The 19,607-nt window shown below is 62.0% G+C and carries 13 protein-coding genes and 1 other RNA gene; 9 read left to right on the top strand and 5 right to left on the bottom strand.

Going from position 1 to position 19,607, the window contains the following annotated elements:
• Positions 1–391: 391 nt before the first annotated feature.
• Together uraH and ACF8MI_RS14675 are read left to right on the top strand one after the other, a co-directional pair.
• Positions 392–745, top strand: coding sequence for a hydroxyisourate hydrolase (gene uraH, locus ACF8MI_RS14680; RefSeq protein ID WP_060499639.1), 354 nt, complete (start codon positions 392–394; stop codon positions 743–745).
• Between the two features lie 180 nt (positions 746–925).
• Positions 926–1,696, top strand: a complete 771-nt coding sequence (locus ACF8MI_RS14675) for an RHS repeat-associated core domain-containing protein (protein ID WP_225521639.1) — start codon at positions 926–928, stop codon at positions 1,694–1,696.
• A gap of 106 nt (positions 1,697–1,802) precedes the next feature.
• Here the strand turns inward: ACF8MI_RS14675 and ACF8MI_RS14670 are convergent, their stop codons facing one another.
• Entirely contained in the window at positions 1,803–3,152 is a 1,350-nt protein-coding gene (locus ACF8MI_RS14670) for an NCS2 family permease (RefSeq protein ID WP_164524872.1), read from the bottom strand.
• Between the two features lie 281 nt (positions 3,153–3,433).
• Between ACF8MI_RS14670 and ACF8MI_RS14665 the strand changes: the two genes are divergently transcribed.
• Both ACF8MI_RS14665 and aqpZ read left to right on the top strand, forming a co-directional pair.
• Complete coding sequence (locus ACF8MI_RS14665; RefSeq protein ID WP_060499641.1) at positions 3,434–4,189, top strand: GntR family transcriptional regulator; 756 nt, start codon at positions 3,434–3,436, stop codon at positions 4,187–4,189.
• Between the two features lie 252 nt (positions 4,190–4,441).
• Entirely contained in the window at positions 4,442–5,140 is a 699-nt protein-coding gene (gene aqpZ / locus ACF8MI_RS14660; protein WP_060499642.1) for an aquaporin Z, read from the top strand.
• Here the strand turns inward: aqpZ and guaD are convergent.
• From guaD to xdhA, 4 genes are all read right to left on the bottom strand, one after another.
• Positions 5,137–6,441, bottom strand: coding sequence for a guanine deaminase (guaD, locus tag ACF8MI_RS14655; protein ID WP_392517584.1), 1,305 nt, complete (start codon positions 6,439–6,441; stop codon positions 5,137–5,139). The two genes, aqpZ and guaD, sit on opposite strands and share 4 nt — an antisense overlap.
• 10 nt (positions 6,442–6,451) lie before the next feature.
• On the bottom strand, positions 6,452–7,297 hold the full coding sequence (gene xdhC, locus ACF8MI_RS14650) for a xanthine dehydrogenase accessory protein XdhC (RefSeq protein ID WP_392517583.1): 846 nt from the start codon (positions 7,295–7,297) through the stop codon (positions 6,452–6,454).
• A gap of 145 nt (positions 7,298–7,442) precedes the next feature.
• A complete protein-coding gene (xdhB, locus tag ACF8MI_RS14645) occupies positions 7,443–9,842 on the bottom strand; it encodes a xanthine dehydrogenase molybdopterin binding subunit (RefSeq protein WP_392517582.1) in 2,400 nt (799 codons plus the stop codon).
• Entirely contained in the window at positions 9,835–11,289 is a 1,455-nt protein-coding gene (gene xdhA / locus ACF8MI_RS14640) for a xanthine dehydrogenase small subunit (protein ID WP_060499646.1), read from the bottom strand. The genes xdhB and xdhA overlap by 8 nt, the downstream gene beginning before the upstream one ends.
• Before the next feature lie 268 nt (positions 11,290–11,557).
• On the opposite strand from xdhA, the gene ACF8MI_RS14635 reads away from it, so the two are divergent.
• The 5 genes from ACF8MI_RS14635 (at position 11,558) to ffs (ending at position 19,495) form a co-directional block, all read left to right on the top strand.
• Entirely contained in the window at positions 11,558–12,217 is a 660-nt protein-coding gene (locus tag ACF8MI_RS14635; RefSeq protein ID WP_104834251.1) for a GntR family transcriptional regulator, read from the top strand.
• Between the two features lie 3 nt (positions 12,218–12,220).
• Positions 12,221–15,709: a chromosome segregation protein SMC gene (smc, locus tag ACF8MI_RS14630; RefSeq protein ID WP_392517581.1), complete on the top strand. Its 3,489-nt coding sequence runs from the start codon at positions 12,221–12,223 to the stop codon at positions 15,707–15,709.
• Positions 15,710–15,913: 204 nt separating this feature from the next.
• A complete protein-coding gene (gene zipA, locus ACF8MI_RS14625) occupies positions 15,914–16,801 on the top strand; it encodes a cell division protein ZipA (protein WP_392517580.1) in 888 nt (295 codons plus the stop codon).
• Positions 16,802–16,890: 89 nt separating this feature from the next.
• The gene (ligA, locus tag ACF8MI_RS14620) at positions 16,891–19,221 is read left to right on the top strand and encodes an NAD-dependent DNA ligase LigA (protein WP_060499662.1); all 2,331 of its coding nucleotides are present in this window, start codon (positions 16,891–16,893) and stop codon (positions 19,219–19,221) included.
• Positions 19,222–19,398: 177 nt separating this feature from the next.
• Positions 19,399–19,495, top strand: an RNA gene (ffs, locus tag ACF8MI_RS14615) — signal recognition particle sRNA small type.
• The last annotated feature ends 112 nt before the right edge of the window (positions 19,496–19,607 follow it).

Below are 19,607 nucleotides of genomic sequence, written 5' to 3'. Positions count from 1 at the left end.
TCCTTCTTGTGCGTTTGTGCGGGGGGTGGGCGGGCCGCGTCGGGATGTCGCACCACCGGACGGGCTGATTGTATACAACTTCTGAAATCTTTTGTAAGCCTGTTTTTCCGCATTTCTTTCCTTTTGTCGCCGCGCAGCGACCTGGAAACACAGTGCAAGAAACCTGCCTGATTGGTCAGTTAATGACATTGGGGTCGTTACAGTGCCTGTATTTGCGACCGATGGGTCGTTTATAGGCAGGAAACGCCGGGTGCAACGGATGGGTACAAAAAATTGTGTACAATTTTACGGAGGAATGTCTTAATGGCGTCATTCCCGCCTACCGCAGGCCCTGTTTGGGTGCATAGGCTGAGTATTTCTTGCCCACAGATTGAACAAGAGGCGACACGCAATGGGACGTTTGACCACACACGTACTGGATGCCGCGCATGGCTGCCCGGGCAGCTCGATCAAGGTCGAGCTTTACCGTGTCGAGGGCCAGCAGCTGGAGCTGGTGAACACCGCCCTGACCAACAGCGATGGCCGCGTCGACGCGCCGCTGCTGCAGGGTGACGACTACCGCACTGGTGTGTACCAGTTGCAGTTCAGCGCTGGCGATTACTACCGCGCTCGTGGCGTGCAGTTGCCGACCCAGGCGTTTCTGGATGTTGTGGTGCTGCGTTTTGGCATCGACGAGGCGCAAGAGCACTACCACGTGCCGCTGCTGATCTCGCCGTACAGCTATTCGACCTATCGTGGAAGCTAGTTGGTCGCTAGAAGAATCTTCGTAGGTCCTTTGGCCCGCTCTCACACTGGCGGGCTTTTTTTCGTCTGGTGTTTTGTATTTTCATTTGAAATCAGCCCTTCGACTGACATTTTTGTCAGTAGACATTTATGGGCTCAGTTGAAAAAAATGGACTTCGTGTGGCGCCTGAGGGTTCGTCCGATGAGCACAACCAACGTGTATTCGCCTTATGGTTACCGAAGCGCTAAAACGGCGTCGACCGACGCATTAGGCTTCAATGGTCAGTTTTTTCAGGCTGCACTGGAAGGCTATGCGCTCGGAAATGGTCACCGGGTATACAGCCCTCGCCTCATGCGATTTATCAGCCCGGATAGCTTGAGCCCATTTAACAAAGGCGGAATCAACGCCTATGCGTACTGCCTGAATGATCCTGTCAACGGGCAGGATCCCAGTGGAAAAAATCCCTTCAGGCGAGTCGCTAGAAGATTTTGGGGTGTTGTTGAGCAGACAGCCAGCCGTTTCAAATCGCTTGCCGTGGAAGATGGGCTCACGAACAATCAATACTGGAATATGGGCGAAGAGATGAACTATGCGAGTAAGCAAGTAAAACAGAGCACGACCTTATTCAGGGAGATAACCAGCAAAAACGGCTTCGCGCAGCTCGAGCCGGGGTGGAACCACAAATTTGTACTCACCAAAGAGAGCCGGTTGGTCGTGTTCAGCAGCAAGGATGACCTCACAATGCCAAGTCACGGCAGCCTCGCTGAATTTTCTGGGCTGGGTTTTGGCACAAAGGGTCTTGGCGAGAGCGTAAAGAGCGCTGGATACATCATCCTGGGTGACGGTGATCAAATTTCTTTCAATAATCATTCTGGCCACTTTCAGACCCGCTTCGAGAACCTATATGAATTGAATGATGTCTTGGAAAAGCTCGGTGTTGATGCGAATTTCATCCGAGCCTTTGGCTCTTGACACTATTTGGCAGCCGGCTGCGCTTCGAGTGCCTTGTCCGCGTAATAATCGGTGCAAACTGAGTTTTGGCAATGGGCGCCAAAGCACCCATTGCGCAGGCTAGGCTTCAGAGGAAGACGAACTTCGCAATGAAGATTGCGCATAGGACCCACAGGCTGGCCGAGATTTCCTTGTATTTGCCAGTACCTGCCTTCAGTGCCACATAGCTGATGAAGCCCAGGGCAATACCATCCGCTACCGAGAAGGTCAGCGGCATCATGATCACCGTGACAATCGCCGGAATGCTGTCGGTGGCTTCATCCCAGTGAATGTGCGCCATGCTGCCCATCATCAGCATCGCCACATAGATCAGCGCACCGGCCGTTGCGTAGGCGGGGATCATCCCGGCCAGTGGGGCGAAGAACATCGCGGCGATGAACAGCAGGCCGACCACCACCGCAGTCAGGCCAGTACGGCCGCCCGCCGCCACACCCGCAGCACTTTCCACATAGCTGGTGACCGGCGGTACTCCCACCACCGCACCGAACACGCTCGAAGCGCTGTCAGCCTTCAACGCCTTCGACAGGTTTTCGATACGCCCGTCCGGCGCAACCAGGTTGGCCCGCTGCGCCACCCCCATCAGCGTGCCGGCGGTGTCGAACATGTGCACGAACAGGAACGCCAGCACCACGCTGATCATGCTGACGTTGAACACGCCCGCCACGTCCATGGCCATCCAGGTCGGTGCCAGGCTTGGCGGCATCGACATCACCCCGCCGAACTTGACCAGGCCCAGGCCCCAACCCGCCAGGGTGACACCAATAATGCTGATCAGGATCGCACCAAACACCCGCTTGTAGCTGAGGATGGCAATCAGCAGGAAGCACACGGCTGCCAGCAGCGGCCCAGGTTCATGCAGCGAACCCAGCTTGATCAGCGTGGCGGGGCTGTCGACGATGATGCCTGCCGTCTTCAGGCCGATCAGCCCGAGAAACAATCCGACGCCGGCCCCCATGGCATGGCGCAGGCTGACCGGAATGCTGTTCAGCAGCCACTCGCGCACTTTCGACAAGGTCAGGAACATGAACAGCACGCCCGAGACGAACACCGCCCCCAGCGCCGTTTCCCAGTTGTAGCCCATGGTGCCAACCACGGTGTAGGTGAAGAAGGCGTTAAGCCCCATGCCCGGCGCCAGGCCCACTGGCCAGTTGGCGTACAGGCCCATCAGCAGGCAGCCCAGCGCGGCGGCGATGCAGGTGGCGACGAAGGCGGCACCATGGTCGATGCCGGCGTCAGCCATGATGTTGGGGTTGACGAAGATGATGTAGGCCATGGTGATGAAGGTGGTCACCCCGGCGATCATTTCGGTTTTGATGGTGCTGCCGTGTTGCTTGAGTTTGAAAATCCGCTCCAGCCAGCTCGTTTCGAGCGGTGGGGCAAGATCCAGCGTAGGGGCTTCGGATTTGCGGCTTTCCACAGCGAGTACTCCTCAAGTCTTTCTTGTTGTTATGGAGCCATTCCTGAGCGATGCACTTGGCGGCCCCGTGAGGGAAGGCAGACGTCTGACCGTTTTGTTGACTTAAGGGTCAAGAAGTTGCTCGGTGGATTATGCTTTTGTGTACAAAGAATGCAAATAATGTTTTATGTTTTGTGCGCGCAATGCGTCGTACAACGGCTATATAGGTAAAACGCCCCCTGCGGAATCGCCTCAGCCTGTGTACAATGGCGCCATACTTTCTCTTCGTGCCTCGAGAGCCCATGAACGAACAGCTGCAACCTCTGAAAAAACCTGCACGTGTCGGCAAGGCCGGCCGCAGTGGTACCCAGGACGATATCGTCTACGCGCATATTTTCGAGGCCATCCTTGAGCAGCGCCTGGCGCCGGGCACCAAGTTGAGCGAGGAAGCGCTGGGCGAAATCTTTGGCGTCAGCCGCACCATCATTCGCCGCGCGCTGTCGCGCCTGGCCCACGAAAGCGTGGTGCTGCTGCGGCCAAACCGCGGTGCGGTAGTGGCCAGCCCGACGGTGGAAGAAGCGCGCCAGGTGTTCTTCTCGCGGCGCATGGTGGAGCGGGCCATTACCGAGCTGGCCGTGCAGCACGCCACCCTGGACCAGCTCAACGAGCTGCGGCAGATGGTGCGTGAAGAGCGCGACAGTTTCTCGCGCGGTGACCGGGGCGCCGGCATTCGTCTTTCCGGCGAGTTCCACCTCAAGCTGGCCGAGGCGGCGGGCAATGCGCCGCTGGTAAGCTTCCAGCGCAGCCTGGTGTCGCAGACTTCGCTGATCATTGCCCAGTACGAAAGTGGTAACCGCTCGCACTGCTCGTATGACGAGCACATGCAGCTGATCGATGCCATCGAGGCGCGCGATGCCGAACAGGCCGTGAGCCTGATGATGCACCACATGGACCACATCGACAGCAAGCTGAACCTGGACGAGGAAAGTGCTTCGGACGACCTGCATGCGGTGTTCTCGCACCTGTTGAAGAAGCCCAAGGCTTCGGCCAAGGGTTGATCGTTTGCCTGGGTAGGCACTCCTCTTTCAGGTACATGCAATCCTGTGGGAGCGGGCGTGCCCGCGAAGGAGGCGACGCGGTGGATGGCACGGGCTTTGCCCGTGTTCGCGGGCACGCCCGCTCCCACAGGGACCTTGCACACACTCATTAGTGGCCATTGACCAAAGGTCTGCTAAATTCTTGTGAGCAAACCTTCATCAAGCAGTTGGGCTTGCGCATTCGTTGCGTTCAACTTCTTGAGGAATGGAGTCATGAGCATGTCCCTCGGCAAACGGATGGGGGCCGAACTGGTCGGCACCTTCTGGCTGGTCCTCGGCGGCTGTGGCAGTGCGGTACTCGCAGCCAGTTCCCCTGTCGGTATCGGCGTTCTCGGTGTTGCTTTCGCCTTCGGCCTTACTGTGTTGACCATGGCGTTTGCCATCGGTCATATCTCCGGTTGTCACCTCAACCCTGCCGTCTCGTTCGGGTTGGTGGTGGGTGGGCGTTTCCCGGCCAAGGAGCTGCTGCCCTACGTCATCGCACAAGTGATCGGCGCCATTCTGGCCGCAGGCGTGATCTATCTCATCGCCAGCGGCAAGGCCGGTTTCGAGCTTTCTGCAGGGCTGGCTTCGAACGGTTACGCCGACCACTCGCCCGGCGGCTACACGCTGGGGGCGGGCTTTATCAGTGAAGTGGTGATGACCGCCATGTTTTTGGTGGTGATCATGGGGGCGACCGACTCCCGGGCAACGGCAGGGTTCGCACCGATTGCCATCGGCCTGGCCCTCACCCTGATCCACCTGATTTCCATTCCCGTGACGAACACCTCGGTCAACCCCGCGCGTAGCACGGGGCCGGCCTTGTTCGTCGGCGGTTGGGCCCTGCAACAGCTGTGGCTGTTCTGGGTGGCGCCGCTGATCGGGGCTGCAATCGGCGGCGCGCTGTACCGGGGCCTGGCGAAAGAACCTTAGCGCTGGTGTACACACCGCCCGGCCGCGTAGGTTTCGCGCACGGTGCGGTCGTCGCCCAGGGTGGTGAGCACGAACAGGGTCTCTTCGATGCTGTTGGACTGCTGAATACGGTAGTCCAGCAGCGGCGTTGCCTTGTAGTCCAGCACCACGAAGTCGGCATCGTTGCCCGGGCGCAGGCTGCCGATGCGGTCGTCCAGGCGCAGCGCACGGGCGCCGCCGAGGGTGGCCAGGTACAGTGACTTGTACGGGTGCAGACGCGCGCCTTGCAGCTGCATCACCTTGTACGCTTCGTTCAGGGTGTTGAGCAGCGAGAAGCTGGTACCAGCGCCCACGTCGGTACCTAGGCCCACGTTGACCTTGAAGCGCTCAGCCTGGGGCAGGTTGAACAGACCGCTGCCCAGGAACAGGTTGGAGGTGGGGCAGAAAGCCACGGCCGAGCCGGTTTCGGCCAGGCGCTGGCATTCGTCGTCGCACAGGTGCACGCCGTGGGCGAACACCGAGCGCTCGCCCAGCAGCTCGAAGTGGTCGTAGACGTCCAGGTAACCCTTCTGCTCGGGGAACAGCGATTTGACCCAGTCGATTTCCTTAAGGTTTTCCGACAGGTGCGTGTGCATGTAAACGCCCGGGTGTTCTTTGAGCAACTGGCCGGCCAGGGTCAGCTGTTCCGGTGTGCTGGTTGGGGCGAAACGTGGGGTGACGGCGTAATGCAGGCGGCCCTTGCCATGCCAGCGCTCGATCAGCGCCTTGCTCTCGGTATAGCCGGATTCGGCAGTGTCGGTCAGATAGTCCGGCGCGTTGCGGTCCATCATCACCTTGCCGGCGATCAGGCGCAGGTCCAGGCGCTCGGCCTCTTCGAACAGGGCGTTGACCGATTCCGGGTGCACGCTGCCGAATACCAGCGCGGTGGTGGTGCCGTTGCGCAGCAGCTCTTTGAGGAAGATCTTCGCTACCTGGTCGGCGTGCGCTTTGTCGGCGAACTGCTTTTCGCAGGGAAAGGTGTAGGTGTTCAGCCAGTCCAGCAGTTGCTCGCCGTAAGAGCCGATTATGCCGGTTTGCGGGAAATGGATATGGGTGTCGATGAAACCCGGGGTGATCAGCGCGTCCTGGTAGTGCTCTACCGGGATGCCGGCGTCCAGGGTTGGCAGCAGCTCGCTGGCATGGCCGATGGCGCTTATGCGGCCATCGTCGACCACCAGCAGGCCATCTTCGAAGTACTCATGGGAAGCCTCCAGGCCCACCTCGGCCGGGTCGGCGATGCTGTGCAGGATGGCGGCACGGTAGGCTTTGCGGGTAACGGTCATAACACACTCGTCAAATGGCTTGGCTGCGCCGGGAGGGCGGCAGCAACTGGGCAATGGGGCCGGCATTGGCGGCAGCATCGTGCTGGCCGAAGCAGGCGTTGTAGGTGGCGATGATTTCACCGGCGATGGACACGGCAATCTCGATGGGCAGCTTGCCCTTCACGTCGGGCAGGCCCATCGGGCAGCGCATGCGTGCCAGCACGGCATCGTCGTAGCCGCGTTTGCGCAGGCGATGCTCGAACTTGACCCGCTTGGTCTTCGAGCCGATCAGGCCGAACCAGGTGAAGTCGTTGCGCTTGAGAATGGCGGCGGTCAGTTCCAGGTCGAGCTGGTGGTTGTGGGTCATGACAATGCAGTAGCAGCCTGGCGGCAGGTCTGCGACTTCGTCGACCGGTTCTTCACTGACGACCTTGGTCACCCCGTTGGGGATGAATTCGGGGAATTCCTGTTCGCGCGAGTCGATCCAGCGCACCCGGCAGGGTAGCGCGGCGAGCAAGGGTACCAGAGCACGGCCGACATGGCCCGCGCCGAACACGGCGATGTGCGCCTGCACGGCGGCCATGGGCTCGAACAGCAGCACGGTAGCGCCGCCGCAGCACTGGCCCAGGCTGGCGCCGAGGCTGAAGCGCTCCAGGTGTGGGGTAGTGCGCTGCTCTTCGAGCATCTGCCGGGCGATGTGCAGGGCCTTGTATTCCAGGTGGCCGCCACCGATGGTGTCGAACAGGCCATTGGCGCTGACGACCATTTTCGAGCCGGCGTTACGCGGGGTGGAGCCGCGTTCTTCGATGATGGTCACCAGTACGCAGGCTTCCCCACGGGACTGGTGGTCGGCGAGGGCGTTGATCCATTGGTGCATGATGCAACCTCTCTATGTTGCGCCGCAGACTCTGTGGGAGCGGGGGTGTCGAGGCGTCGAACCGCCGCGAACACCGGCAGAGCCGGTGCCATTCACGGTGTTGCCTTCTTCGCGGGCGCGCCCGCTCCCACAGGGTTCCTCGCTGTCAGTGGGTGACGGTTTCCAGTTCTTGTTCGGCAGTCTGTTGCTGAGCCACCGCCTTGCGCATCTGCTCACAGCCCCACAGCACCCGCTCTGGTGTCGCCGGTGCGTCGATGCTCGGCTGTACCCGGTAATCGGCAAGGCTCGCCACGGCATCCTTGATCGCACACCAGGCGGCGATGCCGAGCATGAACGGCGGCTCGCCCACGGCCTTGGAATGGAACACGGTGTCTTCGGGGTTCTTGCGGTTTTCCACCAGCTTCACCCGCAGGTCCAGCGGCATGTCAGCCACCGCCGGGATCTTGTAGCTGGCCGGGCCATTGGTCATCAGCTTGCCCTTGGCGTTCCACACCAGTTCTTCGGTGGTCAGCCAGCCCATGCCCTGGATGAAACCGCCTTCCACCTGGCCGATGTCGATGGCCGGGTTCAGCGAGTCGCCCACGTCGTGCAGGATATCGGCGCGCAGCATCTTGTATTCGCCGGTCAGGGTATCGACGATCACTTCCACGCAGGCGGCGCCGAAAGCGAAGTAGTAGAACGGCCGGCCGCGCGCCTGGCTGCGGTCGTAGAAGATCTTCGGCGTGCGGTAGAAACCGGTGCTGGACAGCGACACCTGGGCGAAGTACGCCTGTTGCACCAGATGCTCGAAGCTGACGATCTGGTCGCGTACACGCACATGGCCATTGCGGAACTCGACGTCTTCCTCGGTCACGTTGTAATGCCGCGCCGCGAACTCGGTCAGGCGCTTCTTGAGGATTTCGGCAGCGTTCTGCGCCGCCTTGCCGTTCAGGTCGGCGCCACTGGAGGCTGCGGTCGGCGAGGTGTTGGGCACCTTGTCGGTGTTGGTGGCGGTAATCTGGATGCGGCTGAAATCGACCTGGAAGATCTGCGCCACCACCTGCGCTACCTTGGTGTTCAGGCCTTGGCCCATCTCGGTGCCACCGTGGTTCAGGTGAATGCTGCCGTCGGTATAGATGTGGATCAGTGCACCGGCCTGGTTGAGGAAGGTCGCGGTGAACGAGATGCCGAACTTGACTGGCGTCAGTGCCAGGCCTTTCTTCAACACTGGGCTGTTGGCGTTGAAGCGGCGGATCGACTCGCGTCGCTCGGCGTAGTCGCTGCTGGCTTCCAGGTCGGCGGTCATCTCATCGAGCATGTTGTGCTCGACGGTCTGGTAGTAGTGGGTGACGTTGCGCTCGGTTTTGCCGTAGTAGTTGGCCTTGCGCACCGCCAGTGGGTCGCGGCCCAGGTGACGGGCGATGTGGTCCATCACCTGTTCGATGGCAACCATGCCCTGCGGGCCGCCAAAGCCGCGGTAGGCGGTGTTGGAGGCAGTGTTGGTCTTGCAGCGGTGACCATGCACGGTGGCATCGCCCAGGTAGTAGGCGTTGTCGGAGTGGAACATGGCGCGGTCGACGATCGAACCGGACAGGTCGGGGGAGTAACCGCAGTTGCCGGCCAGGTCGAAGTTGATGCCGTGCAGGCGACCGTTGTCGTCAAAGCCCACGTCATATTCCACATAGAACGGGTGGCGCTTGCCGGTCATGGTGATGTCTTCGACACGCGGCAGGCGCATCTTGGTGGGCTGGCCGGTCAGGCGGGCCACCACGGCACACAGGCACGCCGGGCTGGCAGCCTGGGTTTCCTTGCCGCCAAAACCGCCACCCATGCGGCGCATGTCCAGCACCACCTTGTTCATCGGCACGTCGAGCACTTCGGCCACCAGCTTCTGCACTTCGGTGGGGTTTTGCGTGGAGCAGTAGACGATCATGCCGCCATCTTCGGTGGGCATCACCGAGGAAATCTGCGTTTCCAGGTAGAAGTGTTCCTGGCCGCCGATGTGCAGGGTGCCCTGAATGCGGTGCGGGGCGCTGGCCAGCGCGGCAGCGGAATCGCCGCGTTGGTGGGTGTGGCTGTCGAGCACGAAGTGCTTCTTGCGCAGTGCATCGACCACGTCCAGCACCGGCTCCAGGTCTTCATATTCGACGATGGCGGCCATGGCTGCACGGCGCGCGGTTTCCAGGTCGCGGGCTGCGACGGCGAGCACTGGCTGGCCGAAGAACTCGACCTTGTCGATGGCCAACAGCGGGTCGCCGGCCACCACCGGGCCGATGTCTTTCAGGCCGGGGATGTCTTCGTGGGTGATGGCGATGCGCACGCCTTCGAAGGCATAGCACGGCGTGGTGTCGATACGCAGGATACGCGCATGGGCACGGTCGGCGGTGCGTGCATAGACGTGCAACTGGTTGGGGAATTCCAGGCGGTCGTCGATGTACAGCGCCTCGCCGGACACATGCTTGTCGGCGCTGTCGTGCTTGACGCTGCGGCCGACCCCGGTGGTCAGTTCCTGGCTGAACAGCTCGGCCATCTCGGCCTGGCTTTTGGCTACGTGATGGTTAGACATAAGCGGTCACCCGGGTTTCGATGTACGGCGTTTGCTGTTCGATGAAGTACTTGCGCAGCAGGTTCTGTGCGGTCAGCAGGCGGTATTCCTTGCTGGCGCGGAAGTCGCTGAGCGGGGTGAAGTCCTCGGCCAAGGCCTGGCAGGCGCGCTCGATGGCAGCCTGGTCCCACGGCTTGCCACGCAGCGCCGCTTCGCAGGCACGGGCGCGTTTGGGGATGGCGGCCATGCCGCCGAAGGCGATGCGCACACCGCTGACCACGCCGTCTTCGATGCTCAGGTTGAACGCCCCGCACACGGCGGAGATGTCATCGTCCAGGCGTTTGGACACCTTATAAGCGCGGAACGCCCAGTCGCGGGTGGCACGCGGCACGATGATCTTCTCGATGAACTCGCTGTCCTGGCGGGCGGTAATGCGGTAATCGATGAAGTAGTCTTCCAGTGGCATTACCCGCTGACGCTCGCCTTGGCGCAGCACGACCTGCGCGTCCAGGGCGATCAGCAGGGGTGGCGAGTCGCCGATCGGCGAGGCGTTGCCGATGTTGCCTCCAAGGGTGCCCTGATTGCGGATCTGCAGCGAGGCAAACCGGTGCAGCAAGGCACCGAAGTCCGGGTACTCCTCGTTCAGCGCGCCGTAGCAGTCGGTGAGCGGGGTGGCAGCGCCGATTTCCAGGTGGCTGGCGGTTTTCTCGATGCGCTTGAGCTCGGCCACGTGGCCGACGTAGATCATCACCGGCAATGTCTTGTGGAACTGAGTCACTTCAAGCGCCAGGTCGGTACCGCCGGCCAGCAGGCGGGCTTCGGGGTGCGAGCTGTAAAGGTCGGCCAGATCGGCCACGGTCAGCGGCACCAGGCAGCGTTTGTCGCCGCTGTTCAGTTCGCCGGTCTGGGTCGGCGTAATGGCCTTGAGGCGGCTGATGGTTTGCGCCTGCTGGGCATCGAACTGGTCGCGGCAGGGCTGGCGGCAGCTCTGTTCGGCGGCGTCGAGGATCGGGCGGTAGCCGGTGCAACGGCACAGGTTGCCGGCCAGGGCTTCCTGGGCCTGGTGCAGGTCGGGGCCGCTGCTGTTCTTTTGCAGGGCGAACAGCGACATCACGAAACCGGGGGTGCAGAAGCCGCATTGCGAACCATGGCAATCGGCCATGGCTTGCTGCACGCTGTGCAGCTGGCCCTTATGCTTGAGGCCTTCAACGCTGATCAATTGCTTGCCGTGCAGCGACGAGACAAACGTCAGGCACGCGTTGAGGCTGCGATAACGCAGGCTGTCGTTGCCCAGGTCGTCCTGGGTCAGTTCGCCGACCACCACGGTGCAGGCGCCGCAGTCACCACTGGCGCAGCCCTCCTTGGTGCCGGGTTTGCCCAAGTGCTCGCGCAGGTACTGCAGCACCGTCATGTTCGGGTCCAGGGCGTGCTCGCTGCGCAACTCCTGGTTGACGAGAAACTGGATCACGGGGATGGCCTCGCAATGGTTTTATTGTTGTTGGGCGGACTCTAAGCAAGACCTGTCTAGCAGGTCAATATTTTTCTGACTCAAAGGTCAAGAAGTTGCTCATGCCTACGCCCGGCCGAACACATTGCCTATGGAACAAGCATAGATCGCGCCGGGCGCGCGGCTGTCTGGCAGGTCAAATAAACCGCCTGGCCCCTCTGCGCGATTACCGCCCAAGTACGCTACAATCCGCCCCTTGTGCCCAGTTCAATGATTTTGAAGGAAAACCATGACGTTCAAGGCCCCGGACAGCCTCTCCGAGCAGATTGCCGATTACCTGGCCGAACGCATCATCCGCGGCGAGCTGGCGCCAGGCGAGCGTATCCAGGAGCAGAAGGTTACCCAGGCGCTCAATGTCAGCCGTGGCTCGGTGCGCGAAGCGCTGCTGATCCTCGAGCGCCGCCACCTGGTGGCGATTTTGCCGCGCCGAGGTGCCCATGTAACCGAGCTGGACGAGCGCAGCGTGCGCAGCCTGTGTTCGTTGATGGGCGAGTTTTACATCCTGCTGGGCAACGCGGTTGCGCAAAAATGGCGCACCGAAGCCGACCTGCGCCCGTTTCTGGAGATTCAGCAGCGCCTGCAGCGTGCCCATGACCAGCTCGACATCAAGGCCTTCGTCGCCGACAGCTTTGCGGTCATGCGCGCGGCTTATCCGTTCGCCGACAACCCGTTCCTGCAGGAAACCGTGGAAAACCTCCAGCCCGCCATGAGCCGTGCCTACTACCTGTCGCTGGACCAGCGCCAGGCCAACATGATCGACTACCTCGACTTGTTCGCCCGCCTGCTCGAAGCCGTGGTCGCCCGCGACCTGCCGAGCATTCGCGAGGTGCTCACCGCCTACGGCCAGCGCAGCTGCGAACTGGTGCTGGCGGCGCTGGCCCGAGGCTGACCGATGCGCCTGAAGTGCATTCGCCTGGCCGGGTTCAAGTCGTTCGTCGACCCGACCACGGTCAACTTCCCCAGCAACATGGCGGCGGTGGTCGGCCCCAACGGCTGCGGCAAGTCCAACATCATCGATGCAGTGCGCTGGGTGATGGGCGAAAGTTCGGCGAAGAACCTGCGTGGCGAGTCGATGACCGACGTCATCTTCAACGGCTCCAGTGGCCGCAAACCGGTCAGCCAGGCCAGCATCGAACTGGTGTTCGACAACAGCGAAACCACCCTGGTCGGCGAGTACGCCGCCTACGCCGAGATTTCGATCCGCCGCAAGGTCACCCGCGACGGGCAGAACAGCTATTACCTCAACGGCACCAAGTGCCGCCGGCGCGACATTACCGATATCTTTCTGGGTACTGGCTTGGGGCCGCGCAGCTACTCGATCATCGAGCAGGGCATGATCTCCAAGCTGATCGAGGCCAAGCCTGAGGAACTGCGCAACTTTATCGAGGAAGCCGCCGGCATTTCCAAGTACAAGGAACGCCGCCGCGAAACCGAAAGCCGCATCCGCCGCACCCAGGAAAACCTGGCCCGGCTGACCGACCTGCGCGAAGAGCTGGAACGCCAGCTGGAGCGCCTGCACCGCCAGGCACAGGCGGCTGAGAAGTACCGTGAGTACAAGGCCCAGGAACGGCAGATGAAGGCACGCCTGTCGGCCTTGCGCTGGCGTGACCTGGATGAGCGGGTGCGCCAGCGTGAGTCGGTGATTGGCGACCAGGACGTGTCCCATGAGGCGCTGGTGGCCGAGCAGCGTAATGCCGATGCCAGCATCGAGCGCTTGCGCGACGGCCATCACGAACTGTCCGAGCGCTTCAATCAGGTGCAGGGCCGCTTCTATTCGGTGGCCGGTGATATTGCCCGGGTCGAGCAGAGCATCCAGCATGGCCAGCAGCGCCTGCGCCAGCTGCAGGACGACTTCAAGGAGGCCGAGCGCACGCGCCTGGAAACCGAGTCGCACCTGGGCCACGACCGCACCTTGCTGGCCACCCTTGGCGAAGAGCTGGCCATGCTCGAACCCGAGCAGGAGTCGACCTTGGCCGCTGCCGAAGAAGCCGCCGCCACGCTGGAAGAAGCCGAGTTGGGCATGCACGGCTGGCAGGAGCAGTGGGACAGCTTCAACAGCCGCTCCGCCGAGCCGCGCCGTCAGGCCGAGGTACAGCAGGCGCGCCTGCAGCAGCTGGAAGCCAGCCTGGAGCGTCTGGCCGAACGCCAGCGCAAGCTGGGCGAGGAGCGTGAGCAACTGGGTAGCGACCCGCAGGATGCCGCCATGCTCGAACTGGCTGAGCAGTTGGCCAGCAGCGAAATGCTGCTGGAAGAACTGCAACTTTCCGAAGAGCAGGTGGTCGAGCGACTGGAAGGCGTGCGCGAGCAGCTGCAACAGGCCACCCAGGCACAACAACAGGCGCAAGGTGACCTGCAGCGCCTGGGCGGCCGTTTGGCTTCGCTGGAGGCTTTGCAGCAGGCCGCGCTGGAGCCGGGTGCAGGTGCTGCTGACTGGCTGCAAGGCCAAGGCCTGGGGCAGCAGCCGCGCCTTGCAGAAGGCCTGCGGGTGGAGCCGGGTTGGGAGCTGGCTGTGGAGACGGTGCTTGGCGCCGACCTGCAAGCCGTACTGGTGGACGACTTCGGCAGGCTCGATTTTGCCGGCCTGGAGCAGGGCGAGTTGCGCTTGCTTCTGGCCAGCGCTGACAACGCATCCTTGCCCGACAGCCTGCTGGAAAAAGTTGAAGGCCCTATCGACCTGGCGCCTTGGCTTGGCCAGGTCAAACCGGTAGAAAATCTGGCCGAGGCGCTGGCCCGGCGCGCGTCCCTTGCTGAAGGGCAAAGCCTGGTCAGTCGTGACGGTTATTGGGTTGGCCGGCATTTCCTGCGGGTTCGTCGTGGTGGTGAGGCCGAAGGCGGGGTTTTGGCACGCGGCCAGGAAATCGAACGGTTAGGTCAAGAGCAGCTGGAGCAGGCGGCGGCGCTGGAGCAACTGGAACAGCAGCTGCAAACCCTGCGCGAGCAGCAGCTGGACCTGGACGAGCAGCGCGAACAACTGCGCCGCCGCAGCCAGGAAGAAAACCGCCTGCATGGCGAACTGAATGCCAGCCTGTCTGCCAGCCGTGCCCGTGCCGAACAGGTCGAGCTGCGGCGTCGACGTCTGCAGGAGGAGTTGGCTGAGCTGGAAGAGCAGCGTGCCCTGGAACATGAGCAACTGGGCGAATCACGCCTGCTGCTGCAAGAAGCCCTGGAGCTGATGGCCCAGGACACCGAGCAGCGCGAGCAGTTGATGGCGCGCCGCGACACGCTGCGTGAAAGCCTCGATCGGGTGCGCCAGGAAGCCCGTCAGCACAAGGACCACGCCCACCAGCTGGCCGTGCGCCTGGGCTCGCTGCGTGCCCAGTACGACTCCACCCGTCAGGCTCTGGAACGCCTGGAGCAGCAGGCCGCGCGCCTGACCGAGCGCCAGGAGCAACTGAGCCTGAACCTGGAGGAGGGCGAGGCCCCGCAGGAAGAGCTGCGCCTCAAGCTTGAGGAACTGCTGGAGCGGCGCATGAGCGTCGACGAGGAAATGCGCAAGGCCCGCCTGCACATGGACGAAGCCGACCGCGAACTGCGCGATGCCGAAAAACGCCGCACCCAGGCCGAGCAGCAAGCGCTGGTGTTGCGTGGCCAGCTGGAACAGTTGCGCCTTGAGTGCCAAGGTTTGGATGTGCGGCGCAAAACCTTGCAGGAGCAGCTGCTGGTCGATGGCTATGACCTGCAAGGCGTGCTCGCCACCCTTGAGGCCGAGGCCAGCGAGCAGGGTACCGAGCAGGAGCTGGAGCAGCTTGAAGCACGCATCCAGCGCTTGGGTGCGATCAACCTGGCGGCCATCGAAGAATACGAGCAGCAGTCCGAGCGCAAGCGCTACCTGGACGCGCAAGACGCTGACCTGGTCGAAGCCCTGGAGACCCTGGAAAACGTCATCCGCAAGATCGACAAGGAAACCCGTAACCGCTTCAAGGATACCTTTGATCAGATAAATGCCGGATTACAGGCACTTTTCCCAAAAGTTTTCGGGGGCGGCAGCGCTTATCTGGAACTGACGGGCGAAGATCTACTCGATACAGGGGTGACGATCATGGCACGGCCACCGGGCAAGAAGAACAGCACCATCCATCTGCTGTCCGGCGGCGAGAAAGCACTGACCGCTTTGGCGCTGGTGTTTGCCATTTTCAAGTTGAACCCCGCACCGTTCTGCATGCTCGACGAAGTCGACGCGCCGCTGGACGATGCCAACGTCGGGCGCTACGCCCGTCTGGTCAAGGAAATGAGTGAAAGCGTGCAGTTCATCTACATCACCCATAACAAGATTGCCATGGAGATGGCGGATCAATTGATGGGGGTGACCATGCATGAGCCCGGTTGTTCACGTCTTGTTGCAGTTGATGTGGAGGCGGCCATGGCCATGGTCGATGCGTGATACGCGACGATGGGGCACATTCTGTAGCGAAATGCCCCCGCCATGTGCGACAGACGGTGTAAAGTTGTCTTTGGTCGTGCTAGCTTAATGTCACTCGTTTTTTGCGTGGGTAAAACGCCTGTCAGAACATAGAGTTGGCGCCACGTGTTAAAGGGCTTTGAACCCTTTGTTTTCAAGCATATTTTTATAGAGGCACGGGATTACATGGAAATCGGTCTGCGCGAGTGGCTGATCGTCATCGGCATCATTGTCATTGCCGGGATTCTTTTCGACGGCTGGCGCCGCATGCGCGGCGGAAAAGGCAAGTTGAAATTCCGTCTGGATCGCAGTTACTCCAACCTGCCGGACGAAGAGGGCGGCAGTGCCGAAGTGCTCGGCCCGTCGCGGGTGCTGGATACCCACAAGGAGCCTGAGCTGGACGAAAGCGACCTGCCGTCGCTCAGCGCTTCTGCGCGAGATCGCGAGCGCGAGCCCAAGCCGGTCAAGGCCGGCAAGCGCGGCAAGCGTGCGGCCGCCGACCTGCAGCAGGGCGACCTGAACCTCAGTGCCGAGCCGCGTGAGCCGGATCTGTTCGCCGAAAGCGACGACGACTTTGCCGCCGAAAACACCCGCAATAGCGGTGCGGCGCCTGCCAGCAGCAGCGTGAAGGAGCTGCCGCCGGCCGAGGAAGTGCTGGTCATCAGCGTGATCTCCCGCGACGAGGGCGGCTTCAAGGGCCCGGCACTGCTGCAGAACATTCTGGAAAGCGGCCTGCGCTTCGGCGAAATGGACATCTTCCACCGCCACGAGAGCATGGCCGGCCACGGTGAAGTGCTGTTCTCCATGGCCAACGCGGTCAAGCCTGGCGTGTTCGACCTGGACGACATCGACCACTTCAGCACCCGTGCCGTCAGCTTCTTCCTCGGCTTGCCGGGCCCGCGTCATCCGAAGCAAGCCTTCGACGTGATGGTGGCTGCGGCACGCAAGCTGGCCCACGAACTGAACGGTGAGCTCAAGGACGACCAGCGCAGCGTGCTGACCGCCCAGACGATTGAGCACTACCGTCAGCGTATCGTCGAGTTCGAGCGCCGCGCGCTGACCCAGAAGCGCTGATGTGCCCAAGTGGGCAGACCTCTGTCCACCCTGTTTCAAGCGCAAGAGCAGCCAAGGGCTGCTCTTTTGCTATGCAAGAGAACCTGAAAATGACCGCCGAAACCCGTATCCACGAACTACGTGCCGAGCTCGACCAGCACAACTACCGCTACTACGTGCTCGATGAGCCCAGCGTGCCTGATGCCGAATACGACCGCCTGTTCAATGAGCTCAAGGCGCTTGAGGCTGAACACCCGCACCTGGTAACCCCCGACTCGCCCACCCAGCGCGTCGGCGGCGCTGCCTTGGCCGCGTTTAGCCAGGTGCGCCATGAAGTCCCTATGCTCAGCCTGGGTAACGCCTTCGAAGAAACCGACCTGCGTGAGTTCGGCCGCCGCGTTGTAGAAGGCCTCGATCAGCCCGGCGCGGTCGACTACAGCTGTGAACCCAAGCTCGACGGCCTGGCCGTGAGCCTGCTGTACCGCGATGGCCAGCTGGTGCAGGGCGCTACCCGTGGTGATGGCACCACCGGCGAAGACATCAGCGCCAACGTGCGCACGGTGCGCAACATCCCGCTCAAGCTGCAGGGTGAGGGCTGGCCGTCGGTGCTGGAGGTGCGCGGCGAGGTGTACATGAGCAAGGCCGGTTTCGACCGGCTCAATGCCGCCCAGGCCGAAGCCGGTGGCAAGACGTTCGCCAACCCGCGCAACGCCGCCGCCGGTAGCCTGCGCCAGCTGGATTCTAAAATCACCGCCAGCCGCCCGCTGGAGTTCTGCTGCTATGGCGTTGGTCAGGTGTCTGAAAGCATTGGCGACAGCCATATCGGCATCCTTGAGCAGCTTAAAGCCTGGGGGATGCCGATCAGTCGCGAGCTCAAGCATGCGGCAGGCATCGAAGAATGCCTGGCCTACTACCGCGATATCGGCGAGCGACGTAACAGCCTGCCGTATGAAATCGATGGTGTCGTGTTCAAGGTCAACAGCCTGGCCGCCCAGCGCGAGTTGGGCTTCCGTGCGCGTGAGCCACGCTGGGCGATTGCCCACAAGTTCCCGGCCATGGAAGAGCTGACCGAGGTGCTGGACGTCGAATTCCAGGTTGGTCGCACGGGGGCGGTAACGCCTGTAGCGCGCCTGAAGCCGGTCAAGGTTGCGGGTGTGACCGTGTCCAACGCCACCTTGCACAACATGGACGAAATCGCCCGCCTGGGCCTGCGCATCGGTGACACGGTAATCATCCGCCGTGCCGGTGACGTGATCCCACAGGTGATGCAGGTGGTGCTGGAGCGTCGCCCGGAAGATGCCCGCCCGGTCGAAGTGCCGAGTGCGTGCCCGGTGTGTGGCTCGCAGGTCGAGCGTACGCAACTGGTCAAACGCAGCAAGGGCAAAGAAACCACCAGCGAAGGCGCGGTGTACCGCTGCGTTGGCCGCCTGGCCTGTGGTGCCCAGCTCAAGCAGGCGATCATTCACTACGTGTCGCGCCGTGCCATGGACATTGATGGCCTGGGCGAGAAGAGTGTCGAGCAACTGGTGGACGAAGGCCTGATCGGCTCGCCGGCAGACCTGTACAAGCTGGAATTCGACCAGATCGTTGGCCTGGAAGGTTTCGCCGAAGTGTCCAGCAAGAAGCTGCTGGATGCCATCGAGGCCAGCAAGCGCCCGGCCTTGGCGCGCTTCATCTACGCCTTGGGCATTCCGGATGTAGGCGAAGAGACTGCCAAGGTGCTGGCCCGCTCGCTGGGCAGCCTGGCGCGCGTGCAGCAGGCATTGCCGCAGGTGCTCACCTACCTGCCGGACATCGGCCTGGAGGTTGCCTACGAGATCCACAACTTCTTTGAAGACGAGCACAACCAGAAGGTGATTGAGCAGCTTCTGGCCAGCGGCATGCAACTTCAGGACGAAGGCGAACTGGCTGCCGAATTCGCCGCCAGTACCACCCTCGCCGGCATGATTGCCAAGCTCGACATTGCCTCGGTCGGCCCGACCGGTGCCGAAAAGCTGGTGGCCAAGCTCGACACTCTGGACAAGATCATCGCCGCCGACGGCATCGACCTGCGCCAGGCCCTTGCGGCCAAGCAGGCGGATGCCGTGCGTGAGTTCTTCAAGGATGAAGCGAACCAGAAGCTGGCGCGGGACATCGAAGCGCAGTTGCTGGCGTTCGGCATGCACTGGACCAGCGAGAAGAAAGTGGCCGAAGGTTTGCCGCTGGCAGGCCAGACCTGGGTGCTCACCGGCACCCTGGAGCGCATGAGCCGCGACATCGCCAAGGACAAGCTGGAAAGCCTGGGGGCCAAGGTGGCAGGTTCGGTGTCTGGCAAGACCCATTGCGTGGTGGCCGGGCCAGGGGCGGGGTCCAAGCTGGCCAAGGCTGCCGAGCTGGGTGTGAAGGTGTTGGACGAAGATGCCTTCGTCACCTTCCTGGCCGGGCAGGGGATCACGGTTTAAAGACCGGTGCGAGTTTCTTGTGGGGGCGGGTTTACCCGCGAAGAGGCCGGGCCTGCCGCCCACTCCCGTCAAGTCATTGAGAAATGATGACTTTTTCTCCCGCTAGAGGTTGTATCTGCCCCCAAGACCGGTACAATGGCGCCACTCGCTGCTCAGCGAGGCATGTAGTGGTGGCCCCATCGGTCCCCCCGCATTGATTACCCGTCAACCTGGTCAGGCCCGGAAGGGAGCAGCCATAGCGGGAACATCGAGTGCCGGGGTGTGGCTGGTGGGGCCGCCTCCATTACGCAAGTCCTTGAATTCTCAAGGATTTCTTGCTCAAAAATCTCGAAGTGTGACAGCGTTTAGGTACACCTGAGTGGTGCACGGTGCTGAGCATTCTAGCC

This window comes from Pseudomonas sp. yb_9 (assembly GCF_043103635.1).
GTDB classification, from domain to species: Bacteria; Pseudomonadota; Gammaproteobacteria; order Pseudomonadales; family Pseudomonadaceae; genus Aquipseudomonas; species Aquipseudomonas monteilii.
The sequence above is the reverse complement of the archived record's forward strand: the minus strand, read 5'-3'. Positions and strand labels throughout refer to the sequence as shown.